The 21,821-nt window shown below is 69.9% G+C and carries 17 protein-coding genes; 9 read left to right on the top strand and 8 right to left on the bottom strand.

All coding sequences use genetic code 11. From position 1 onward, the window contains the following. Nucleotides 1–15 precede the first annotated feature (15 nt). From EIY87_RS12640 to EIY87_RS12620, 5 genes are all read right to left on the bottom strand, one after another. The gene (locus EIY87_RS12640) at nucleotides 16–1,368 is read right to left on the bottom strand and encodes a chitinase (protein ID WP_125307906.1); all 1,353 of its coding nucleotides are present in this window, start codon (nucleotides 1,366–1,368) and stop codon (nucleotides 16–18) included. Beyond that, nucleotides 1,365–3,209, bottom strand: a complete 1,845-nt coding sequence (locus tag EIY87_RS12635) for a ricin-type beta-trefoil lectin domain protein (RefSeq protein WP_191984070.1) — start codon at nucleotides 3,207–3,209, stop codon at nucleotides 1,365–1,367. Before EIY87_RS12635 ends, EIY87_RS12640 begins: the two co-directional genes overlap by 4 nt. Then, nucleotides 3,206–4,270 (bottom strand): glycoside hydrolase family 75 protein, encoded by a 1,065-nt coding sequence (locus tag EIY87_RS12630; RefSeq protein WP_225439848.1) that lies wholly within the window; start codon nucleotides 4,268–4,270, stop codon nucleotides 3,206–3,208. Before EIY87_RS12630 ends, EIY87_RS12635 begins: the two co-directional genes overlap by 4 nt. Before the next feature lie 24 nt (nucleotides 4,271–4,294). Beyond that, nucleotides 4,295–5,509: a glycoside hydrolase family 16 protein gene (locus tag EIY87_RS12625; protein WP_125307905.1), complete on the bottom strand. Its 1,215-nt coding sequence runs from the start codon at nucleotides 5,507–5,509 to the stop codon at nucleotides 4,295–4,297. A 712-nt stretch (nucleotides 5,510–6,221) separates the two neighbouring features. After that, on the bottom strand, nucleotides 6,222–7,466 hold the full coding sequence (locus EIY87_RS12620; RefSeq protein WP_125307904.1) for an ROK family transcriptional regulator: 1,245 nt from the start codon (nucleotides 7,464–7,466) through the stop codon (nucleotides 6,222–6,224). A 132-nt stretch (nucleotides 7,467–7,598) separates the two neighbouring features. Between EIY87_RS12620 and EIY87_RS12615 the strand changes: the two genes are divergently transcribed. The 8 genes from EIY87_RS12615 (at nucleotide 7,599) to EIY87_RS12580 (ending at nucleotide 17,028) form a co-directional block, all read left to right on the top strand. Continuing rightward, complete coding sequence (locus EIY87_RS12615; RefSeq protein WP_125307903.1) at nucleotides 7,599–8,786, top strand: ROK family transcriptional regulator; 1,188 nt, start codon at nucleotides 7,599–7,601, stop codon at nucleotides 8,784–8,786. A gap of 203 nt (nucleotides 8,787–8,989) precedes the next feature. Continuing rightward, nucleotides 8,990–10,660: an ABC transporter substrate-binding protein gene (locus EIY87_RS12610; RefSeq protein WP_191984069.1), complete on the top strand. Its 1,671-nt coding sequence runs from the start codon at nucleotides 8,990–8,992 to the stop codon at nucleotides 10,658–10,660. 18 nt (nucleotides 10,661–10,678) lie between these two features. Next, nucleotides 10,679–11,785, top strand: a complete 1,107-nt coding sequence (locus tag EIY87_RS12605) for an ABC transporter ATP-binding protein (RefSeq protein ID WP_125307902.1) — start codon at nucleotides 10,679–10,681, stop codon at nucleotides 11,783–11,785. Beyond that, on the top strand, nucleotides 11,782–12,762 hold the full coding sequence (locus tag EIY87_RS12600; RefSeq protein ID WP_125307901.1) for an ABC transporter permease: 981 nt from the start codon (nucleotides 11,782–11,784) through the stop codon (nucleotides 12,760–12,762). The genes EIY87_RS12605 and EIY87_RS12600 overlap by 4 nt, the downstream gene beginning before the upstream one ends. A gap of 1 nt (nucleotide 12,763) precedes the next feature. Further along, nucleotides 12,764–13,747, top strand: coding sequence for an ABC transporter permease (locus EIY87_RS12595; protein WP_125307900.1), 984 nt, complete (start codon nucleotides 12,764–12,766; stop codon nucleotides 13,745–13,747). Beyond that, nucleotides 13,744–14,736: an ABC transporter ATP-binding protein gene (locus tag EIY87_RS12590; RefSeq protein ID WP_125307899.1), complete on the top strand. Its 993-nt coding sequence runs from the start codon at nucleotides 13,744–13,746 to the stop codon at nucleotides 14,734–14,736. Before EIY87_RS12595 ends, EIY87_RS12590 begins: the two co-directional genes overlap by 4 nt. A gap of 31 nt (nucleotides 14,737–14,767) precedes the next feature. After that, nucleotides 14,768–16,171 carry a GH1 family beta-glucosidase gene (locus EIY87_RS12585; RefSeq protein ID WP_125307898.1) on the top strand — a complete coding sequence of 468 codons (1,404 nt, stop codon included), beginning with the start codon at nucleotides 14,768–14,770 and terminating at the stop codon, nucleotides 16,169–16,171. A 233-nt stretch (nucleotides 16,172–16,404) separates the two neighbouring features. Next, nucleotides 16,405–17,028, top strand: coding sequence for a DUF2306 domain-containing protein (locus EIY87_RS12580; RefSeq protein WP_125309677.1), 624 nt, complete (start codon nucleotides 16,405–16,407; stop codon nucleotides 17,026–17,028). Here EIY87_RS12580 and EIY87_RS12575 read toward each other — a convergent pair. Then, entirely contained in the window at nucleotides 16,976–18,142 is a 1,167-nt protein-coding gene (locus EIY87_RS12575; RefSeq protein ID WP_125307897.1) for an acyl-CoA dehydrogenase family protein, read from the bottom strand. The genes EIY87_RS12580 and EIY87_RS12575 overlap by 53 nt on opposite strands. Next, nucleotides 18,139–20,481, bottom strand: a complete 2,343-nt coding sequence (locus EIY87_RS12570) for a bifunctional salicylyl-CoA 5-hydroxylase/oxidoreductase (RefSeq protein WP_125307896.1) — start codon at nucleotides 20,479–20,481, stop codon at nucleotides 18,139–18,141. Before EIY87_RS12570 ends, EIY87_RS12575 begins: the two co-directional genes overlap by 4 nt. A 66-nt stretch (nucleotides 20,482–20,547) precedes the next feature. Between EIY87_RS12570 and EIY87_RS12565 the strand changes: the two genes are divergently transcribed. Then, nucleotides 20,548–20,943 (top strand): RidA family protein, encoded by a 396-nt coding sequence (locus EIY87_RS12565; RefSeq protein ID WP_125307895.1) that lies wholly within the window; start codon nucleotides 20,548–20,550, stop codon nucleotides 20,941–20,943. Here EIY87_RS12565 and EIY87_RS12560 read toward each other — a convergent pair. Further along, nucleotides 20,930–21,784, bottom strand: a complete 855-nt coding sequence (locus tag EIY87_RS12560; RefSeq protein WP_125307894.1) for a PaaX family transcriptional regulator — start codon at nucleotides 21,782–21,784, stop codon at nucleotides 20,930–20,932. The two genes, EIY87_RS12565 and EIY87_RS12560, sit on opposite strands and share 14 nt — an antisense overlap. Nucleotides 21,785–21,821 lie beyond the last annotated feature (37 nt).

Genomic DNA, 21,821 nt, shown 5'->3' with positions numbered 1-21,821 from the left:
GACTTTCTCGAGGGATCAGCCGGTGTAGCGGGCGAAGGTGCGGGTGAAGTCCCACGCCTGCTGGGAAACACCCGAACAGGTGTCGTTGTTCGGGTAGGCGCCCGGGCAGGGGCGGTCGCGGTTGGCCGACCAGAACGTCAACCGGGCCAGGTGGTGCTGGCTGGCGTAGCCCAGGATGGTGGTGAAGTCGGCCAGGGTGACCGTCTCGTTGTTGTCCGTGATGCCGTTCATCGACGAGATGCCCATGTGCCGGTAGGCGGTGTCGTCGTCGTAGCCGTACGCGCTCTTGACGACGTTCTTGAGGCCCTCGGCGGCCCGCTGCGTCAGCGTGCCCATGTTCTGGCCGGCGCCGCCGAAGTCGAACGGCATGATGACCCAGCCGTCGACCGTGAGGCCGGACTGCGCCGCGCGGTTGACCAGGCTGTTGTCCGGTCCGGACTGCCCGGTGCCGAACGTGACGTAGATCTTGATGCCCGGGTTGTTCGCCCGGACCGTCTTCAGCGCGTCGACCGTGCGCTGCTGCACCGTCGGGTTGCTGTACGCGTCGGCCTCGATGTCGATGTCGATCGCCTTGAGGCCGTAGGCGTTGATCACCTTCTGGTAGCCCGCCGCCAGCTCGCCCGCGCTGCCGCACGACGACTCCAGCTTGTTGCCGGAGTAGCCGCCGAACGACGGGATGACGTCGCCGCCGCCCGCCCGGACCGCGTTGATCGTGTTCTGGTCGACGCCGCCGGTGAGTGCCCGTCCGCCGTCCCACTGCGGGTTGCAGTAGCCGTTGGACAGGATGAACGCGAGCGTGAACCACTTGACGCCGGTGGCATTCTGGATCGTCTGCGGGCTCGGCGGGTCGCCCCAGCCGTTGTAGAGGTACGGCGCGACGGCCATCAGGCCCGGCGACGGCGTCGTGTTCCCGCTCGGGAGCGTCCACTGCTGGTTGGCCGTGCTCGCGCACGTCCAGATCTGCAGCCGCGTGCCGTTGGCGCTGGAGTTGCCGGTGGCGTCGAGGCACTTGCCGGAGCCGGTGTTGACGAGGTTCTTCGCCGCGTTGGCCGTCCACTTCTGGGCGCCCGAGCCGTTGCAGTCCCAGAGCTGGATCTGCGTGCCGTTCGCGGTGCCGGCGCTCGTCACGTCGAGGCACTTGCCCAGCGCCTGCAGGGATCCGTCGCTGCCGACCGTCCACTGTTGAGCGCCGGTGCCGTTGCAGTCGTAGAGCTGGATGGCCGTGCCGTTGGCGGTGCTCGCCGCGTTGACGTCGACGCACTTGCCGCCGATACCGGTGATCGGGCCGGTAGCCGCGTGCGCGACGCTCGGGGCGAACACCAGCGCGGAAGCGGCGATCAGGGCGCCGAATGCTGCTCGTTTCCTCATGCGGGCACGTTCCACTTCTGGTTGGCGGCGCCGGTGCAGGTCCAGATCTGCAGCCGGGTGCCGTTGGCGCTGGAGTTGCCGGTGGCGTCGACGCACTTGTTCGACCCGGCACCGACGATGTCCTTGGCCGCGGTGGCCGCCCATCTCTGGTTGGCGGTCCCGCCGCAGTCCCAGAGCTGCAGTTGCGCTCCGTCCGCTGTGGACTGGCCGGTGACGTCGAGGCACTTGCCGAGCGCCTTCAGGGTTCCGTCGGTGCCGACCGTCCATTGTTGAGCGTTGGTGCCGTTGCAGTCGTAGAGCTGGACGGCGGTGCCGTTGGCGCTGTTCGCGCCCGCGACGTCGACGCACTTGCCGCCGATTCCGGTGATCGGGCCGGTCTTGCCGCTGTTGCCTTGGTTACCGCTCCACGTGAAGGTCGCCGACGTGTGGCCCGGGAGCGTGTAGGTGAACGACGAATTGCCCCAGTTCACGCGGACGCTCTGGTTGCCGGTGCTCGAGTTGTACGCGATCAGCGCCTTCGAGCCGTCCGGGTTCTTCCAGGCGACGTTGCGGACGGTCGAGTTGTCGTTCGAGTCGATCCGGTACGCGCCCGGCTTCACGAACTTGGTCAGGTGGCCCATCGTGTAGTACTCGACGGTGTAGTCGACCTGCCCGCTGCGCGAGTCTCCGTTGTGGACGGTGATCAGGCCGGTGCAGGTGCCGCAGCCGCCGTTGTGCGGGCCCATGTTCTGGTCGACGCCGAGGCTCCACTTGACGAAGCTCTTCGACCAGTTCCGGGTGTAGTCCACGATGTTGTTCATGTCTTCGGCCTGCTGGTTGGAGATCCAGGTGCCGCCGGAGTGCTCGGTCGAGTAGGCGTTGACGTTCGGGTACTGGTTGTGCGTGGTCGTCTGCTGCGCGATGTCACCGCCGTAGCCGTGCCAGGCGACGCCGCCGAAGTTGGGGTGGTTGCGGATAGCCGAGTCGTCCAGGGTCGGCGCGCCGTAGGACGCGTAGGTGTCCCAGTTCCAGTCGAGCGCGAGGACCTTTGTGGACAGACCCGCGTTCTGCAGCGCGGGCAGCAGGTTGTTCTTCGCGAAGTACGCGAGCCCGGTACCGTTCCAGTTGGTCGACGGGTAGCTCGCGCAGCACGTCGGCTCGTTCTGCATCGAGACGTAGTCGATCGGCACGCCCGCGTCCCGGTAGGCCTGGAGGTACTTGACGAAGTACTGCGCGTAGGCGGGGTAGTACTGCGATTCGACCCAGCCGAGCAGGTAGCTGTCGTTGTCCTTCATCCACGGCGGCGCGCTCCACGGCGACGCCATCACCTTGGCCTGCGGGTTGAGCTGCTTGGCCTGCTTGGTGAGCGGCAGCACGTCGGCCTGGTCGTGCGCGATCGAGAAGTGCGTCAGGTTCGGGTCGGTCTGCCCGGCCGGCATGTCGTCGAAGGTGTAGCTGTAGCGGGCCAGGTCGGACGCGCCGAGCGGGTTGCGGATGAAGCTCAGCCCGATGCCGCTGTTCGGGTCGAACAGTTTGCGCATCGTGTCGTCGCGGGTCGCCTGGGAAAGCGCGCCGCTGGAGTTCATCAGCCACGCCGCGGTGTCCGTGAAGGACGCGCCGCCGCCCTCGAACTGTTGGTAGGTGGTGCCTTCGTTGACGTTGATGGTCACGCCACCGGTGCCGGTGCCCGAGGCGAACGTGACCGGCGTCTGCTGCTGGAGACCGCGGGTGACCGTCCGGCCGCCGGAGTCGCTGGTGGTGGTGAGCCAGATGTTGACGGTTTCGCCCGCGGCCTGCGCGGGCGCGGCGAAGGCGGCCGCGGCGAGCGCGGTCACGCCGAGCAGCGTGAGCAGTTTTCTCATGGGAGCGTCCACTTCTGGTTCGCGCCGGTCCCGCAGGTCCAGATCTGCAACCGGGTGCCGTTGGCGCTGGAGTTGCCGGTGGCGTCGAGGCACTTGCCCGAGCCGGTGTTGACGAGGTTCTTCGCCGCGTTGGCCGTCCACTTCTGGGCGCCCGAGCCGTTGCAGTCCCACAGCTGGGTCGGCGTGCCGTTCGCGGTGCCCGCGCTGGTGACGTCGAGGCACTTGCCGAGTGCCTTCACTGTTCCGTCGGTGCCGACCGTCCACTGTTGAGCGTTGGTCCCGTTGCAGTCGTAGAGCTGGACGGCGGTGCCGTTGGCGTTGTTCGCGCCCGCGACGTCGACGCACTTGCCGCCGATGCCCTTGATCGGCCCGGCGGTCCCGGCGGGCGGCGGTGTGGTGCCGCCGACGAACTGCGTGGCGACCTGTTCGCCGAGACTGACCGCGTTCGCGTGGTTTTCGATCGGGTTCACGTGCGTGTTCGGGAACACGACGTACGTGACCGGCCCTTCGGTGCCGCCGTTCTTCGGGTCGGGGTTGATGCCGAGGCTGACGGCGGTGGCGTAGGACGCTTCGCCGATGATGCTCGTCGGGCCGGTGTCGCCGACGACCGCGTAGGTGACCTGGTTGTTGTAGATCACCGCCACGACCGAGCCGCCGTCGATCCCGTAGTTGCGGTAGTCCCATGTGGACGTCGGTTGCGGGAGGACGATGTACGGCAGCTGTGCCGCGTTGAGCGGCTGGTCGGTCGAGGTGTGGAACGCGGTGTCGGGGTAGAAGCAGCAGTCGGTGTTCTCGTTGCACTGCGTGGTGCGGACGCCGTCGCAGTCGATGTCCATGTCGGCGGTGAAGAACACGGCGCCGTTGGTCTGGCAGACCGGCACGGTGGCCGCGCCACCTTCGTCGAAGGAATACTTGCCGTTGGAGATCTGTTGGCAGTTCTGCGTTTTGGCGAGCAGCTGGCTCGCGGACGGACCCGCTTCGACCGCCGCTTGGGCGGAGCCGGTGGTGAGGGAAAGCGCTAACAGGGCGCACCCCATTAGCGCGACGAGGATTCGCCGCACTTGATTCTCCTTATGGGGCAAAGCTCAGGGAGTGGTCCACTTCTGGTTGGCGCCGCCGGTGCAGGTCCAGATCTGCAGCCGGGTGCCGTTCGCGGAGCTGTTGCCCGTCGCGTCGAGGCACTTGTTCGCGTTGGGGTTCACGATGTCGCGCGCCCCGGTGACGACCCATTGCTGGGCGCCGGTTCCGTTGCAGTCGTAGAGCTGCACCGGCGTCCCGTCCGCGGTGCCCGCGGCGGCGACGTCCATGCACTTGCCGAGCGCGCGGATGGTGCCGTCGGTGCCGATCGTCCAGCTCTGCGCGGCGTTCCCGTTGCAGTCGGTGATCTGGATCGGCGTCCCGTTGGCGCTGCTCGCGCCCGCGACGTCGACGCACTTGCCACCGATGCCGGTGATGGTGCCGGTCCGGCCGCTGCCGCCGCCCGAGGTGTTGGTGACGTGGACGTAGTCGACGACCAGCTGCTGCGGGAACTGCGTGCTGCTGTTGGGATCGCCGGGCCAGTACCCGCCGACGGCGAGGTTCAGGATGAGGAAGAAGCTGTGGTCGTAGACCCAGCGGTTGCCGTTCAGGTCGGCCGGCGTGCGCGTCTGGTAGAGGTTCCCGTCGACGTACCACTTGATCTGGTTGGGCGCCCAGTCGACGGCGTAGGTGTGGAAGTCGTCGGAGAAGTTCGGGCCGGTGTAGGCCGCGCCGATGCCACCGGAGCCGGAGTAGCCGGGGCCGTGGATGGTGCCGTGCACGGTGTTCGGCTCGAACCCGACGTTCTCCATGACGTCGATTTCGCCGTCGGTGGGCCAGTTCCCGCCGCCGAGCATCCAGAACGCGGGCCACATCCCTTGGCCGCGCGGGAGTTTCATGCGCGTCTCGAAGTGGCCGTAGGCCTGGCTGAACCTGCCGGCGGTGTTGAGCCGGGCGGAGGTGTACTCGCAGCGGCCGTACCAGCAGTTGTAGTTGCCGGGGTTTTCCTTCTTGGCCGTGATGACGAGGTGGCCCTGCCCGTCGAGCTGGGCGTTGTTCGTGCCGGAGGTGTAGTACTGCCGCTCGTGGTTGTTGACGTTGTCGCCGGTCTCGAGCTGCCACTTCGACCCGTCGACGGCGGACCCGGCGGGCCCGTTGAAGTCATCGGTGAAGGTGGCCGCGGCTTCGGCGGCCGGCGCGGTCAGCGCTTGCTGCCCGAGGAGGAGGAGCGAACAGGCGGCGAAGAGCGCCGCCCATCTCTTGCGGAGTTTCGAGGTGGACATCGTTGTCGCCTCTCTCACCGTTGGGGGACGGCGTTCCGCGCGCAGCACGGAACGCGGGGAGGGGGAGGTGCCTCGCATGCCGGGGCGGCGGCAGGCGCGGCGGGGCCCTCGAGCCGGGGCGGGGTGGCTCGGGGACGGGCGCTTTGTTGTGCCTGGCAACAAAGTATGCATGGTCCAGACAAGCCGGGCAACAGTCGGCCGGTCATTTTTTTTCAACCCGAATTAAGGGTGGGTGGGTGACGGTGAGCTGCGGTGACCCGGGGTCCCGGTGAGCGGGGCACCCGTGCTTTGGCTCGTGCTCGGAGGGGTGGCTCTGGTGCGGCGTGGTGCGGTGTGTGTCGGCCGGTTGTCCACAACTCGTGCGGGGTGTGGACAACTGGGCGTTGCGGCGTGAATTCGGCCGGGATTGTCGGGGCGCCTCGATACGCTGGAGCGGGGCGGTCCCCCTAGGGAGGGCGGGCTGTGCGGCGGCGGGCTGTGCGGCGGCGGGCTGTGCGGCGGCGGGCTGTGCGGTCGTGCGGCGGCGGGCTGTGCGGCCGTTCGGAGGCGGGCCGTGTGCGGGCGGGCCGTGGCTGGGCGGCGGCAAGCTGTGCGGGTGCGGGCCCTGCGGAGGCGGGCTGTGCGCGGGGAGGCCGCTTGGAGCCCCTGCGGAGGCGGCCGCGCGGGGAGGCCCTGCGGAGGCGGCCGTGCGGACGGGCCCGGCGGCCCCGGCTCAGGCCGCGTCGGAGTCCGGCGCTCCCGGGGTGCCCGGCTTCGCCAGCCGGGACGTCGCACCCTGCTCCAGCAGATCCGCCACCGGCAACGTCGCCGCTCCGGTCGCCACCGCGTCCAAGCCCAGCGACCCCAGCTGGATCGACGTCTGGCTGAACGGGTGCCGCAGCGCGTGTTCGCCGGCCGCGGATCGGATCCGCGGGAGCAGCTGCTCGCCCAGCGCCAGCCCGGCCCATCCGCCGATCACGATCCGCTCGGGGTTGAACAGGTTGATCAGGTTCGCGATCCCCGCGCCCAGGTACCCGGCCGTCTCGTCGAGGACCTTCGCCGCCGTCTTCGAGCGGGCCGCCGCCTCCAGCAACGCCGTGAACTGGGCCTGCTCGTCCTCGCCCGTGACGTCCTTGCCCCGCGCCCGGCGGTACCGCGCCAGCACCCCGCCCGCGCCGATGTACGCCTCCAGGCAGCCGCGCGCGCCGCAGCGGCACTCCTGGCCGCCGTACGCGATCGTCGTGTGGCCCCATTCGCCCGCGCTGCTCGTCGAGCCGCGGTAGGTCGTCCCGTCCGTCACCACCGCCGCGCCGACGCCCGAGCCGATCAGGGCGATCACCGCGTGGCGGGCGCCGCGGCCCGCGCCGAACCACATTTCCGCCTGGCCCTGGGTCTTCGCGCCGTTGTCCACGAACAGCGGCAGTCCGACGCCGGCGTCGCGCAGCAGCGACACCAGCGGGACCGCGTCCCAGCCCACCGTCGGCGCGTGCACCAGCACCCGCGCGCCCTGCTCGACCGTGCCCGGGACGCCGATGCCCACGCCCAGGACCGCCGATTCGTCGATGCCCGCTGTCGCGAACACCTCGCGCAGCCCGGACGTCACCTGCTCGACCGCCGTCGCCGCGTCCGGGGCCTTCGGGAGCGGGTGCTCGACCGTCGCCAGCCGGTTCATCGCCAGGTCGAACAGCTCCACCTTGACGCCGGTTTCGCCGATGTCGACGCCGGCCACGTGCCCGTACGCCGGGTCGACGCGCAGCAGCACGCGCGGGCGGCCGCCGTCGGACTCCACCTGGCCGGCCTCCGTGATGAGGCGTTCTTCGCCCAGTTCCGCGGTCACGTTGCTGACCGTCGCGGCGCTCAATCCGGTGAGCTGGCTGAGTTCGTGCCGCGACAGCGGGCCGTCGAAGTACAGTTTCGACAGCAGCAGGGAACGGTTGTGCCGCCGCAGATCACGGACGGTGGTGCGCTTGCTCGCCATGGGCAACCCATCTGAAAACTTACCGGCTGTCGACCAGGATGCCTGATCACCGTAAGTTGTGGCTATGTATTAAGTGGTGAACTAAGTCCCGAACCGATGGTCGCACGGACGGTCTCTGGCACAATCCCCCAGGTGACCCAGGTGGTGCGTCAGACGACCCGAGACCTCCGACGGCACAACCGCGCGGCACTCCTCTCCTCCCTGTACCTCCGCGGTCCCGTCAGCAGGCTGGAACTAGTAGCTGAATCGGGACTTTCGGCCGCCACCGTTACCAACGTCGTCTCCGAACTCATCGCCGATGGCGTCGTCGCCGAGGCCGGCTCGGTCGAATCGGACGGCGGGCGGCCGCGGACGCTGCTCGCCGTGCGGCCCGACTTCGGGCACGTCGTGGGCGTCGACGTCGGCGAAACGCACGTCGAGGTCGGCCTCTTCGACTGCGCGCTCGGCACCCTCGGCACGGTGCGCCACCCGCTCGTCGGCACCCGGCTCGACCCGGGCGAAGTGGCCGGGCTGGTGCGCACCGGCATCGCCGAAGTGCTCGAAGGCGGCGAACCGCACAAGGTCTTCGGCGTCGGCATCGGGGTGCCCGGCGCGGTCCGCGACGGCGGGGTCGTGCACGCGCCCACCCTCGGCTGGCGCGGCGTGGCCTTCGGCGACCTCGTCCACCCGCACATCGACGCGCCCCTCCACCTGGACAACCGGGCCCGCACGCTCGGGCAGGCGGAGACCTGGCGCGGCGCCGGCCGGGGTGCCGAACGCGCCATCGTCGCCCTGCTCGGCGTCGGGGTCGGGGCCGCCGTCGCCACGGCCGGGCGGTCGCACCCCGGCATCACGACCAGCGAGTGGGGCCACACCGTCGTGAAGGCGGCCGGCGCGCCCTGCCGGTGCGGCTCGCACGGCTGCCTGGAGGCCTACGTCGGCACCGAGGCGGTCGTCCGGCACTACGCCGCCCGCGTCGGCAAGCAACCGGTCATCGGGGACGAAAGCGACGTCGAACTCGCGCACATCGTGGCGGCGGCCGCCGAACCCGGCCCGGCCGCCGACGTGCTCGCCGAAACCGGCGAATACCTGGGGATCGGCATCGCCAACCTGATCAACTTGCTCAGCCCGGACCGGGTCGTGCTCGCCGGTTCGGCGGGCGCGATCATGGGCCCGGCGATCCTGCCCGCCGTCCGCGACGCCGTCGGCCGCCACGCGCTCGACTACCTCGCCGGGCGCACCGAGGTCGTCCTCGGCAGGCTCGGACCGGAGGCGGTCGCGCTCGGCGCGGCGACGCTGCCGATCGCGCAGTTGCTGGCCAGTGGGGGCCGGACCGGCTGATTCCCTTGCGTCGCAAGGAGTAGTTCGAACAGCAGGTCTAGACCGCCAGTTCTTTCAGTACTTAAACTTAGGCACAAAACGTTACCGCCGTGTTATTGACGTGACCCGAGTCACCCGGGTTGACTTCTCGACGTCGTTCGGTCGCCGGCGGTCGGGGCTCGCTACCAGTCGACACAGGAAGCCGTCGATAGCTAGGAGGACCGATGCGAGTCAAGCGCTCCATCGTCGCAGCGCTGGTAGCCGTCATGGCCGTGGGCGGCCTGACCGCGTGCGGGGGCAGCGGCAGCTCGAACGCCGCACAGGGCAACCCCGACGCCGTGCTCAACGTCGGCAAGCCCGACGGCCCGCAGTCGGAGAACAACAACCCGTTCCTCGAGACGTCCGCGCTGTCCAACATGGGCTACCGCTGGATGATCTACGAGCCCCTGGTCATGCACAACCGCGTCAAGCCGCAGGAGCCCGGCAAGCCGTGGCTGGCGACGAAGTGGGACTGGGCGGACAACTACAAGAAGCTCGTCCTCACCATCCGCGACGGCGTCAAGTTCTCCGACGGCCAGCCGATGACCGCCGAGGACGTCGCCTACACCTTCCAGCTGCTGCGCGACAACAAGGCGCTGAACGTCGACGCCGTGCCGTACAAGGACATCGCCGCGGCCGGCAACCAGGTGACGCTGGGCTTCGAGAGCTCCCAGTTCGTCAACCAGCTCAAGATCCTGCAGACCCTCGTCGTGCCCAAGCACGTCTGGCAGGGCATCAAGGACCCGGCGCTCGACACCGTGAAGAACCCGATCGGCACCGGCCCGTACACGCTGAAGTCGGCCACGCCGCAGACGATGATCGTCGTCCGCCGCGACGGCTACTGGCAGGAAGCGCCGAAGGTCAAGGAGATCCGCTACACCTCCTACACCGACAACAACGCGCAGGTGAACGCGCTGGTCAGCGGCGCTTCGGAGTGGAGCTTCGTCTTCATCCCGAACTACAAGGCGGTCTACACCAGCAAGGACCCGCAGCACTACAAGCTGTGGTTCCCCGCGCAGCTCGCCGTGCACGGCCTGTGGTTCAACACCGAGAAGGCGCCGTGGAACGACGCGAAGCTGCGGCAGGCGGTCAGCAAGGTGATCAACCGCGACGACATCTTCAACCAGGGCGAGGCCGGCTACTTCTACCCGAAGAACGACCAGGTCACCGGCATCCCCACGCCGGCGGGCGACCCGTTCATCGCGCCGCAGTACAAGGGGCAGACGGTGCAGGTCGACGTCCCGGGTGCCAAGGCGCTGCTGACCGGCGCGGGCTACAAGTTCACCGGTGACAAGCTGGCCGACCCGAGCGGCAAGCCGGTCGCCATCAAGCTCACCGTCCCGTCCGGCTGGTCGGACTACATCACCGACCTGGAGATCATCAAGGACAACCTGGCGCAGATCGGCATCACCGCCACGGTCGAGAAGATGAACCAGGATGCGTGGATCAAGTCGGTCGACACCGGTGACTTCGAAGGCCTGATGCACTGGACCAACGACGGCGCGACGCCGTACGACATGTACCGCGACGTGATGGACGGCAACCGCTACAAGCCGACCGGCCAGGGTGGCATCAACGGCAACTACGGCCGCTTCAAGAACGACGAGGCCACCAAGGCGCTCGAGACCTACGCCAACGCCGAGGACGACGCCGCCCGCACCGCCGCGATGGCGACGCTGCAGAAGATCATGATCGACCAGCAGCCGATGATCCCGACGTCGGCGGCCAACTCCGGCGGCGAGTACAGCACGAAGAACTGGACGGGCTGGCCGGACGAGGCCAACCCGTACGCGCCGGCCCAGCCGACGCTGCGCAACGCGCTCGACATCGTCCTGCACCTGAAGCCGTCGGCCTGAGCGATGGCGGATTCAGCTGTGACGACCGAGCAGTCCCCCTCCGACCCCGTCGCCGTCGGGTCGGAGGGGGACCTCCCCGTTGTCCTCGAGGCGGCCGGGCTCACCAAGCACTTCCCGGTGCGACGGCGCGGCCGGGCCGCGCTGACCGGCCCGAAGCGCAGCATCCAGGCCGTCGACGACGTGACCCTGACGCTGCGGCGGGGCCGGGTCACCGCGCTGGTCGGCGAGTCCGGTTCGGGCAAGTCGACGGTCGCGCGCCTGCTCGCGGGGATCTACCCGCGGACCGGCGGCGACATCCGGCTGCACGGCGAGGAAGTGAACGTCAAGCACGGCAAGGCGTTCCGCGCCTACGCGCGCCGGGTGCAGATGATCTTCCAGGACCCGTTCGCGTCGCTGAACCCGGTGCACACCGTGCGCTACCACCTGACGCGGGCGCTGAAGATCCACGGCCGGGCCGGCGACGACCTCGAAAAGTCGTTGCACGAGCTGCTTTCCCGCGTCCAGCTGACCCCGCCCGAGCGGTACGTCGACAAGTTCCCGCACGAGCTGTCCGGTGGCCAGCGCCAGCGCGTCGCGATCGCGCGGGCGCTCGGCGCCGACCCGGAGGCGCTGCTGGCCGACGAGCCGGTGTCCATGTTGGACGTCTCCATCCGGCTCGGCGTGCTGAACCTGTTGCGGGACCTCAAGGAACGCCTGCACCTGGCGATCCTGTACATCACGCACGACATCGCGTCGGCGCGCTACTTCGCCGACGAGACGATGGTGATGTACGCCGGCCGGATGGTCGAAGGCGGCGACAGCGAGACCATCACGCAGCGGCCGGCGCACCCGTACACGCGTCTGCTCATCGACTCCGCGCCCGACCCCGACCGCCTCGGCCCTGTGGACAACCGGCACTTTCACGTGAAAGTGCCGGACCCGGGTGTGGACAACCGGAGCTTTCACGTGAAAGTGCCGGAGGGGGAGCCGCCGAGCTTGATCGATCCGCCGTCCGGGTGCCGGTTCCACCCGCGTTGTCCGGTGGCGATGGAGCGGTGCCGGACCGAGCTGCCGCCGCGGTTCGAGGTCGACGACGCGCCCGGGCACTGGGCCGCGTGCTGGCTGTACGACGGGGCCGCCGGATGAGGTACCTGCTGCAACGGCTGGCCTTCTACGTCTTCACCGCGTGGGCCGCCGTCACCATCAACTTCTTCATCCCGCGGCTGATCCCGGGCGACCCGGTGCAGTCGCTGATCGCGAAGAACCAGGGCATGATCAGCCAGGACGCGGTCCAGTCGCTGTACGTCCTGTTCGGACTCGACAAGAACGAAAGCCTGCTCTCCCAGTACTTCGACTACTGGGGCCAGCTCTTCCGCGGCGACCTCGGGATCTCGTTCACGTTCTTCCCGACGCCGGTGTCCGAGCTGCTCGGCGACAGCCTGCCGTGGACGATCATCCTGGTCGGCATCACCACGGTCGTCGGCTTCGCCATCGGCACCGGCCTCGGCGTGGTCGCCGGGTGGAAGCGCGGCTCGTGGGTCGACGGCCTGCTGCCGGTGACGACGTTCCTCTCGTCGATCCCGTACTTCTGGCTCGGCCTGATCGCGCTGACGCTGCTGGCCGGCCCGGGCAGCTTCTTCCCGTCGTCCGGCGGCTACGACCCGGGCACGGTGCCCGGCTGGGACGGCACGTTCATCGGCAGCGCGATCCAGCACAGCCTGCTGCCCGCGCTCACCATCCTGATCAGCTCGATGGGCAGCTGGATCCTGGGCATGCGCAACATGATGGTCACCGTCGCCTCCGAGGACTACGTGACGGTCGCGCACGCCAAGGGCCTGCCCGAGCGCCGCGTGATGGTCGGGTACGCGGCGCGCAACGCGCTGCTGCCGAGCGTGTCCGGCTTCGCGCTGGCCCTGGGCTTCATCGTCGGCGGCACGCTGCTGGTGGAGATCGTCTTCTCCTACCCCGGCGTCGGCTTCCAGCTGTTCCAGGCGGTCGGCTCCCAGGACTACCCGCTGATGCAGGGCATCTTCCTGATCATCACGCTGTCCGTGCTCGTGGCGAACCTGTTCGCCGACGTCGCCTACCTCGCGCTCGACCCGCGTACCCGGAAGGAGGGCTGACATGGCCGTACCCGCGGCGGACGTCAAAGCCGCCCAAGCCCTCCCCGTCGACGCGGTCGCGCGGCGGCGCCGGTTCCGGTTCCTGACCGGCGGCAAGACCGGCACCGGCCTGGCCGTCATCGTGTTCTTCCTGGTGCTCGCGGTCATCGGCGACTGGATCGCGCCGTACGACCCGTCGGCGCGCAGCAGCGATCTGCTGGAGGCGCCGTCCGGGCGGCACTGGTTCGGCACCACCCACCTCGGCCAGGACATCTTCAGCCAGGTCGTGGTCGGCACGCGCAGCGTCATGCTGGTCGGGCTGGCCGCCGGGGTGGTGGCGACGATCCTCGCCGTCGTCGTCGGCGTGGCGTCGGGCTACCTCGGCGGCAACACCGGGGAAGGCCTCTCCGCACTGTCCAATGTTTTCCTGGTGATCCCGGCGCTTCCGTTGATCATCATCATCGGCAGTGCGGTGCCGACCGGCGGCGACATCCTGGTGGCGGTGATCATCGGGTTCACGTCGTGGGCGTGGGGCGCGCGCGTCCTCCGGGCGCAGACGCTTTCGTTGCGCGGCCGGGAATACGTCGAAGCCGCGCGGGCGACCGGCGAGTCGACGTGGCGGATCATCTTCTTCGAGATCCTGCCGAACCTGACCGCGGTGATCGCGTCCAGCTTCGTGGGCACGGTGATCTTCGCCGTGATGTCCGAGATCACGCTGGCGTTCGTCGGCGTCTCCGGGCTGTCCAACTGGAACTGGGGCACGATCCTGTTCTGGGCGCAGAGCCAGCAGGCCCTCGCGCAGGGCGCGTGGTGGTGGTTCGTGCCCGCCGGGCTGGCGATCGCGATCCTCGGCACCGCGCTGTCCCTGCTCAACTTCGGCATCGACGAGTTCGTCAGCCCGCGGCTGCGCGGCAGCGGCAAGGCGCGCGTGCGCGGCGCCGACGGGAAGACGCACCGCATGCGGGTGGGCTTCACGCCCGTGCTCGGGCGAGAGGAAACGCCATGACGGACCCGGTACTGGAGATCAAGGGCCTCGACGTCGACTACGGCGTCGGCGACGAGGCCGTGCGCGCGGTCCGGGATGTGCACCTGACGCTGCACCGCGGCGAAGTGCTCGGCCTGGCCGGGGAAAGCGGCAGCGGGAAGTCCACTTTGGCCTACGGGCTGACGCGGCTGCTCGCGCCGCCGGGCGTCATCCGCGGCGGCGAGGTGATCTACCACCCCGCCGATGGCGAGCCCTACGACGTCCTTCGGCTGACCGACAGGCAACTGCGGGACTTCCGGTGGGCGGAGACGTCCATCGTGTTCCAGGGGGCGATGAACTCGCTGAACCCGGTGCACAAGGTCGTCACGCAGCTCGTCGACGTCATCAAGGCGCACGAGCCGGGCACGTCCCGCCCGGGCCGGGTGGCGCGGGCGCGGGACCTGCTGCGGCTGGTCGGGATTTCGGCCGACCGCCTGGAGGCGTGCCCGCACCAGCTCTCCGGTGGCATGCGGCAGCGCGTGATGATCGCGATGGCGCTCGCGCTGGAGCCGCGGATCGTCATCATGGACGAGCCGACGACCGCGCTCGACGTCGTGATGCAGCGGCAGATCCTCGGCCAGCTGGTGGAACTGCGCGAACGGCTGGGGTTCTCGGTCCTGTTCATCACGCACGACCTTTCGCTGCTGGTGGAGTTCTCGGACCGGATCGCGATCATGTACGGCGGCCGGATCGTCGAGCAGGCGCCGGCCGCGGACCTCTACCGGGACGCGCTGCACCCGTACAGCCACGGCCTGCTGAACTCGTTCCCCGCGCTGCGCGGGCCGCGGCGCGAGCTGTCCGGGATCCCCGGGTCGCCGCCGGACACGCGGGGGATGCCGTCCGGCTGCGCCTTCCACCCGCGCTGTCCCAAGGCTTTCGAGCCCTGCCCCGACCGCGTGCCGCTGTTGGGAACGCCCGGTGATCCGGCGCGTGAAGTGGCGTGCTGGCTGCATCCCGTCGCCACTTCCTGAACGCCCTGTCCGGTACCTCTGGAGGAGAGCCTTGACCGAGACCACCGCCGCGACCGCCGAGCAGCAGGCGTTGATCGACACCCTGCCGCCGGACTTCCGCTGGGGCGTGGCCACCGCCGCGTACCAGATCGAAGGGGCGGTCGCCGAAGACGGGCGCACACCGTCCATCTGGGACACTTTCTGCGAGGTGCCGTGGGCGATCGACAACAACGACACCGGTGAGGTCGCGTGCGACCACTACCACCGGATGCCGTCCGACATCGCGCTGGTCGGCGAACTGGGCGCGGACACGTACCGCTTTTCCGTGGCGTGGCCCCGGGTCCAGCCGCGCGGCCGCGGCGGCGTCAACGAGGCGGGCCTCGGCTTCTACGACCGGCTGGTCGACGAGACGCTGAGCCGCGGGATCACGCCGTGGCTCACGCTGTACCACTGGGACCTGCCGCAGGAGCTGGAGGACGCGGGCGGCTGGCCGGCGCGCGACACGGCGTACCGGTTCGCCGACTACGCGATGCTGGTGTTCGACCGGTTGAAGGATCGCGTCCGGCACTGGACGACGTTGAACGAGCCGTGGTGCTCGGCGATGCACGGGTACGTGCACGGCGTGATGGCGCCCGGGCGGCGCGACTACGCGGCCGGCCTGCACGCGGTGCACCACCTGCTGCTCGGCCACGGGCTCGCGACGCAGCGGATGCGCGAGGCCGCGCCGGCGGACACGCAGTTCGGCATCACGCTCAACATGTGCACGGCCGACCCGGCGACTGACTCCGAGGAGGACGTCCGCGCGGCCCGCCAGGCGGACGGCCTCGGCGTCCGCATCTACCTGGACCCGCTGGTCCACGGGCGATACCCGGAGGACGTGGTGGAGGACCTGGCCGCCCGCGGGGTGAAGCTCCCGGTCCAGGACGGCGACCTGTCGGTCATTTCGGCGCCGCTGGACTTCCTCGGCGTGAACTACTACTTCGGCCAGCAGTTCTCGGGCGTGGACGAGAACGGCTCGTCCGTGGACGAGGATGGGGCGCCGGCTTCCCGAGTGATCCCGTTCGGCGAACCGACGACGGCGATGGGCTGGGAGATCCTCCCGGGCAAGTTCACCGAGCTGCTGACCCGCCTGGGCCGCGACTACCCGGGCCTCCCGATGTACATCACGGAGAACGGCTCGGCCTTCGACGACGACCCGGACTCTTCCGGCTTCGTCCGCGACGAGCAGCGGACGGCTTACCTGGCCTCGCACATCGCAGCGGTGGCGGCGGCGCGTGAGGCGGGGGCGGACGTGCGGGGGTACTTCGCTTGGTCCCTTTTGGACAACTTCGAGTGGGCGTACGGGTACGCGAAGCGGTTCGGGCTGATCCGGGTGGACTACGAGACTCAGGAGCGGACGATCAAGCAGAGCGGGTACTTCTACCGCGACACCGTCCGGCGGGTGCGCGGCAGCTGAGCCAGACTTCGTGAAGGCCACCATGAGGAAGGTCAAGTTCCTCATGGTGGCCTTCACGGCTTTTGGCGGTAGGGCGGGCCCTACCGGGGGGACGGTGGTGGGCCGGATGGGGGCGGGCGGGAGAAGCTTCTAGCGTCGGATGGGTAGCCGACCTGGGGGTAGCCATGACCGTTCGGACGGAGCTCAGACCCGCACCCGCGCAGGGGAAACCGACGTGGTGGCGGCGGCCGTGGGTGGTGCCGCTGGCGCTCGTCGTCGCGGTCTTCCTGGCGTACTCCGTGCCGCCGTACCTCACGCTCGATCCGGCGCGGTCGCGCGTGCCCGCGCCGGCCGGGTTCGCCGCGCACTACTGGTTCCTCGTCGTCCACATCGCCTTCGGGACGGTCGCCATCGTCGGCGTCATCCTGCAGATCTGGCCGTGGCTGCGGCGGACGCACCCCGTCGTGCACCGGCGGGTCGGGCGGGTCTACGTCTTCGCCGGGGCCATTCCCTCCGCCGTGATGGCGGCGACGATCGGGGCGGTCAGCCCGTTCGGGCCGGTCGTCGCCGCGCTGGACGTCGTGGCGGCCTTGCTGTGGCTCGGGTTCACGATCGCCGGGTGGCGGGCGGTCCGGCAACGGCGCTTCGCCGACCACCGCAAGTGGATGATCCGCAGCTTCGCCATGTGCATGAACACCCTGATGAGCCGTGCCCTGTCGCCACTCGGGTTCCTGCTGGTCCTGCCCAGGGGCGGGGACAAGGACAACATGATCCTCAGCGCCGCGACGGTTTCCGGCGCGCTGAGCATCCTGACGCTGTTGCTGCTCAGCCAGTGGTGGCTCGACCGGAAGCCGAAGACGCCAGCCAGCGCGCGATGATCGTCCGCTGGATCTCCGACGCGCCTTCGTAGATGCGTGGGGCGCGGACCTCGCGGTAGAGGTGCTCCAGCAGGTGCCCGCGGCGCAGGGCGCGGGCACCGTGCAGCTGGACGGCGGAGTCGACGACGAACTGCGCGGCCTCGGTCGCGAACAGCTTCGCCATCGCCGCGCGGCCGCCGAGGTTCGGCTCGCCCGCGTCGTACGCGCCCGCCGCCGCGTAGACCAGCAGCCGCGCGGCTTCCGTGCGGGTCGCCATCTCCGCCAGCGTGTGGGCCACCGCCTGCTGCTTGATCAACGGGCCGCCGAACGCTTCTCGTTGGCCGGTGTGGGAAACGGTGGCGTCCAGCGCCGCCTGCGCCATGCCGACGGCGAACGCGCCGACGCTCGGGCGGAACAGGTCCAGCGTCCGCATCGCCACCGCGAAGCCGCGGTTCTCTTCGCCGAGGAGTTCGTCGCGCCGGACCTCGACACCGTCGAACGTCACCGTGCCGATCGGGTGCGGGCTGACCAGGTCGAGGTGCTCGCCGCCGAGGCTGGGGCGGTCGGCCGGGACGACGAACGCGCTGACGCCGCGGGAACCCGCGTCCGGGGTGGTGCGCGCGAACACCGTGTAGAAGTCCGCTTCCGGCGCGTTCGAGATCCACATCTTCGAGCCGGTGAGCCGCCAGCCGTCGCCGTCGGGCTCCGCGGACAGCGACAACGCCGCCGCGTCCGAGCCGGCGTCCGGCTCGGTCAGCGCGAACGCCGCCACCGCGTCGCCTGCCGCCACCGCGGGCAGCCACTTCGCGACCTGTTCGTCCTGTCCGGACTGCAGGACCGGGTAACTTCCCAAGCCCTGCAACGCCAGCGCTGTCTCGGCTTCGGTGTTCACCATGGCGAGGTTCTCGCGCAGGATGCACAGGTCCGTCGCGGCCGCCTGCCTCGACGGCGTGCCCGACGCGACGCCGGGGAACAACCGCGCGAGCAGGCCAAGTGTGCCCATCGCCTTGAGCAGCGGACGGTTGACCGTACCCTCCACACCGGACTCGGCGAGCGGGCGCAGCTGGTCTTCGGCCAGCCGCCGGACCTCGGCGGCGAAAGCCTGCTGCTCGGCGGTCAAAGCGAAAGCGGTCATTGTGAAGCTCCCGGTCGCCAGCGGGCATGGGCAGTCCCCGCCGGCCCGGAGCGGACGAGGTCGAGGCGTGGTTCCGGGCCGTCGCTGCGGCCGGTCTGGGGTTTGCGGCTGCCCGCGGCGAACGGCTTCGGCCACGGCAGCGGGTAATCCTGCTCGGCCGCCGCGTGCAGCGTCCACTGTGGATCATAGAGGTGCGTTCGGCCCAGCGCGCAGAGGTCCGCGCGCCCGGCCAGGATCAGCGAGTTCACGTCGTCGTACGACGAGATCGCGCCGACCGCGATCACCGCGATCCCGTACTCCTCGCCGATCTCGTTGCGGATCCGGTCGGCGTACGGCGTCTGGTAGCTGCGGCCGTACTGCGGGCGTTCCTCGCTGACGACCTGCCCGGTGGAGACGTCGATCCCCGCGGCGCCGTGGGAGGCGAACGCGCGCGCGATCTCGACGGCGTCGTCGGCGTCGATGCCGCCCTCGCACCAGTCGGTCGCCGAGATCCGGACGGTCATCGGCCGCTCGGCGGGCCACGCGGCGCGGACCGCGTCGAAGACTTCCAGCGGGAAGCGCAACCGGTTCTCGAGCGAGCCGCCGTAGGCGTCGGTCCGCCGGTTGGTCAGCGGCGACAGGAACGACGACAGCAGGTAGCCGTGCGCGCAGTGCAGTTCGAGGACGTCGAACCCGGCACGGGCGGCGGCCCGAGCACACGCGACGAACTGGTCCCGGATCTCGGAAAGCTCCGTTGTGGACAGTTCGCGCGGGACCTGGTTCCGCGCGGAGTACGGCAGGGCGGAAGGGGCGCAGACCTCCCAGTTGCCCGACGGGAGCGGCTCGTCGATGCCGTCCCACATGAGTTTCGTCGAGCCCTTGCGGCCGGAGTGTCCCAATTGGACGCCGATGCGCGCGGGCGACTGCGCGTGCACGAAGTCCACCACCCGCTTCCAGGCGGCTTCCTGTTCCGGCGTGTACAGCCCGCCACAGCCGGGGGTGATCCGGCCTTCGGGGGAGACGCAGACCATCTCGGTCATCACCAGCCCGGCCCCGCCCAGCGCCTTGCTGCCCAGGTGCACCAGGTGGAAGTCGCCCGCCACGCCGTCGACCGCCGAGTACATGTCCATCGGGGACACGACGATCCGGTTCGGCAGCTCCAGCGAACCCAGCCGGTAGGGCTGGAACATCGGCGGCCGCGACGTCGTCCCGAGCGACCGCGCGAACCAGTGGTCCAGCTCGGTGGCGAACTCCGGGTCGCGCAGTCGGAGGTTGTCGTAGGTGACGCGGCGGCTGCGCGTGAGGATGTTGAACGCGAACTGCGGCGGCTCCTGGTGGGTGTACTGCGCGATGTTCTCGAACCACTCCAGGCTCGCCTGCGCGGCGCGCTGCGTCGACGTGACGACCGGCCGCCGTTCCAGTTCGTACGCCTTGAGCGCCGCCGCGACGCCGTCGTTTTCGTGCAGGCAGGCGGCGAGCGCGAGCGCGTCCTCCATCGCCAGCTTCGTGCCGGAGCCGATCGAGAAGTGCGCGGTGTGCGCCGCGTCGCCGAGGAGAACGACGTTCTCGTGCACCCACGTCTCGCAGCGGACCGTGCCGAACGAAACCCACTTCGAGTTGTTCGCCATGACCTGGTGGCCGTCGAGGACGTCGGCGCACAGCTCGCGGATCAGTGCGATGGACTTCTCGTCGCTCTCGCCCGGCTTGAGTGAGGTCGCCGCGACGGGACCGAATGTCCGCTGCCAAACGTCTTCCTGGACCTCGAGGATGAACGTGCTGCCGTCGCGGCCGTACGGGTAGCCGTGGATCTGCATGATCCCGGCCGGCGTGTCGAGGACGTAGAACTTGAAGGCGTCGAACACGAGGTCCGTGCCCAGCCAGATGTAGCGGCACCGGCGGGTTTCGACGCTCGGCCGGAAGGTCTCGGCGTACCGGTTCCGGATCGCGGAGTTGAGGCCGTCGGCGGCGACGACGAGGTCGTACCCCGAGAGGTCCGCGGGCGCCTCCTCGCGGAAGTGCAGCCCGACGCCGAGTTCGCCGCAGCGGCTCTGCAGGATGCCGAGAAGGCGCTTGCGGCTCATCGCCGCGAAGCCGTGGCCGCCCGAGGTGGTCACCGTGCCGCGGTAGTGGACGTCGATGTCGTCCCACCGCGCGAACTCGGCCTTCATGGCCTCGTGCACCGCCGGGTCGGCGTGCTCGATGCCGCCGAGCGTCTCGTCGGAGAAGACGACGCCGAAGCCGAACGTGTCGTCCGGGGCGTTGCGCTCCCAGACCGTGATTTCGTGGCCGGGGCCGAGCTGTTTCGCCAGCGCGGCGAAGTACAGGCCCGCCGGGCCGCCGCCGATGACCGCGATACGCACGCCGTCCAGGGTATGTCGTCACCACTACGACCGTCAATAAGGCGAAAGATGGCGTACGGTGTGCGCATGGAACGCATCAACCCGCCGGAGCTGGGCAAGCCGTCCGGGTTCTCGCACGCGGTGGTGGCCGAGGGCCGGGTCGTCTTCCTGGCCGGCCAGACGGCGCTGGACGCGTCGAACAAGATCGTCGGCGACGGCGTGGTCGAGCAGTTCGAGCGCGCGCTGGGCAACCTGCTGGCGTCGCTGCGCGCGGCCGGCGGGTCCCCGGAAGACCTCTGCAGCGTCACGATCTACATCGTCGACATGCCGGACTACCGCGCCCACGCGCGCGAGATCGGCCGGGTCTGGAAGCGGCTCGCGGGCACGGAGTACCCGGCGATGGCGGGCATCGGCGTCGCGCGGCTCTGGGACGAGGAAGCGCTCGTCGAGGTGCAGGGTTTCGCGGTGCTCAGCCGAGGTTGATCGACTTGGCGACGTAGGCGCGGGCCGGGGTTTCAAGGCGGGCGTGCAGCTCGAAGAACAGCTCGGCCGCGCGGATCCCGGACCAGCCGGCGGGCAGGAACTCCGCGGGCAGGCCGGGGTCGAGGTAGGGCATCCGCCGCCAGCCGGTCAGCACGCGGACGTAGTCGGCGAACGCCTCCTCGCCGGCGGCCGGCTCACGGCGCTGCCAGCGGCGCAACGCCGGGCCGTGCTCGTCGAGGAACGTCGTGTACAGCTCGTCCAGCCGGTCGAGGTCCCACCAGTCGCGGACCTTCGCGGCGACGTCGCCGAACGCCAGGTGGTCGGCGCGGAACAGGTCGGCGTACCCGGCCAGGCCGAGCCGGGTGAGCGCCTCGGCGGCTGCCCCGTGGAGGTGGGCCGGCGCGATCCAGACACCGGACGCCGCCGTCCCGAAGCCCATCCGGGCGAGCTGGGTGCGCAGGAGGTGGCGCTTGTGGCGTTCGGTCTCCGGCACCGAGAACACGGCGAGCAGCCAGCCGTCGGCCGGGGTCGCGCGGTCGCGGCGGAAGATCCGCTCGTCGCCTTCGCGCAGGATCTCGCGGGCTTCGGCGGACAGCTCGTAGCCCGCCGTCGCGTCCCGGCGGACCGCTTCGAGGATGCCGCGGCGCTTCAGCCGGGAGATCGACGAGCGCACGGCGGGCTCGTCGACGCCGACGGCCGCGAGCAGGTCGATCAGCGAAGCGACCGACAGCCAGCCGCCTTCGGTGCGCGAATAGAGGCCGTACACCGTCACGATGAGCTGACGCGGCTGGGCCGCCCGGCCGGAGCCGTCCAGTTCGGTTGCGTCGGGTACGGCCGTCATCGGGCCACAATACAACTCGCGTCCCGGCCGCTCCGCT

The organism is Amycolatopsis eburnea (genome assembly GCF_003937945.1).
Taxonomy (GTDB): domain Bacteria; phylum Actinomycetota; class Actinomycetes; order Mycobacteriales; family Pseudonocardiaceae; genus Amycolatopsis; species Amycolatopsis eburnea.
Note: the sequence above shows the minus strand (reverse complement) of the source record. Positions and strands in the feature narration are given on the sequence as shown.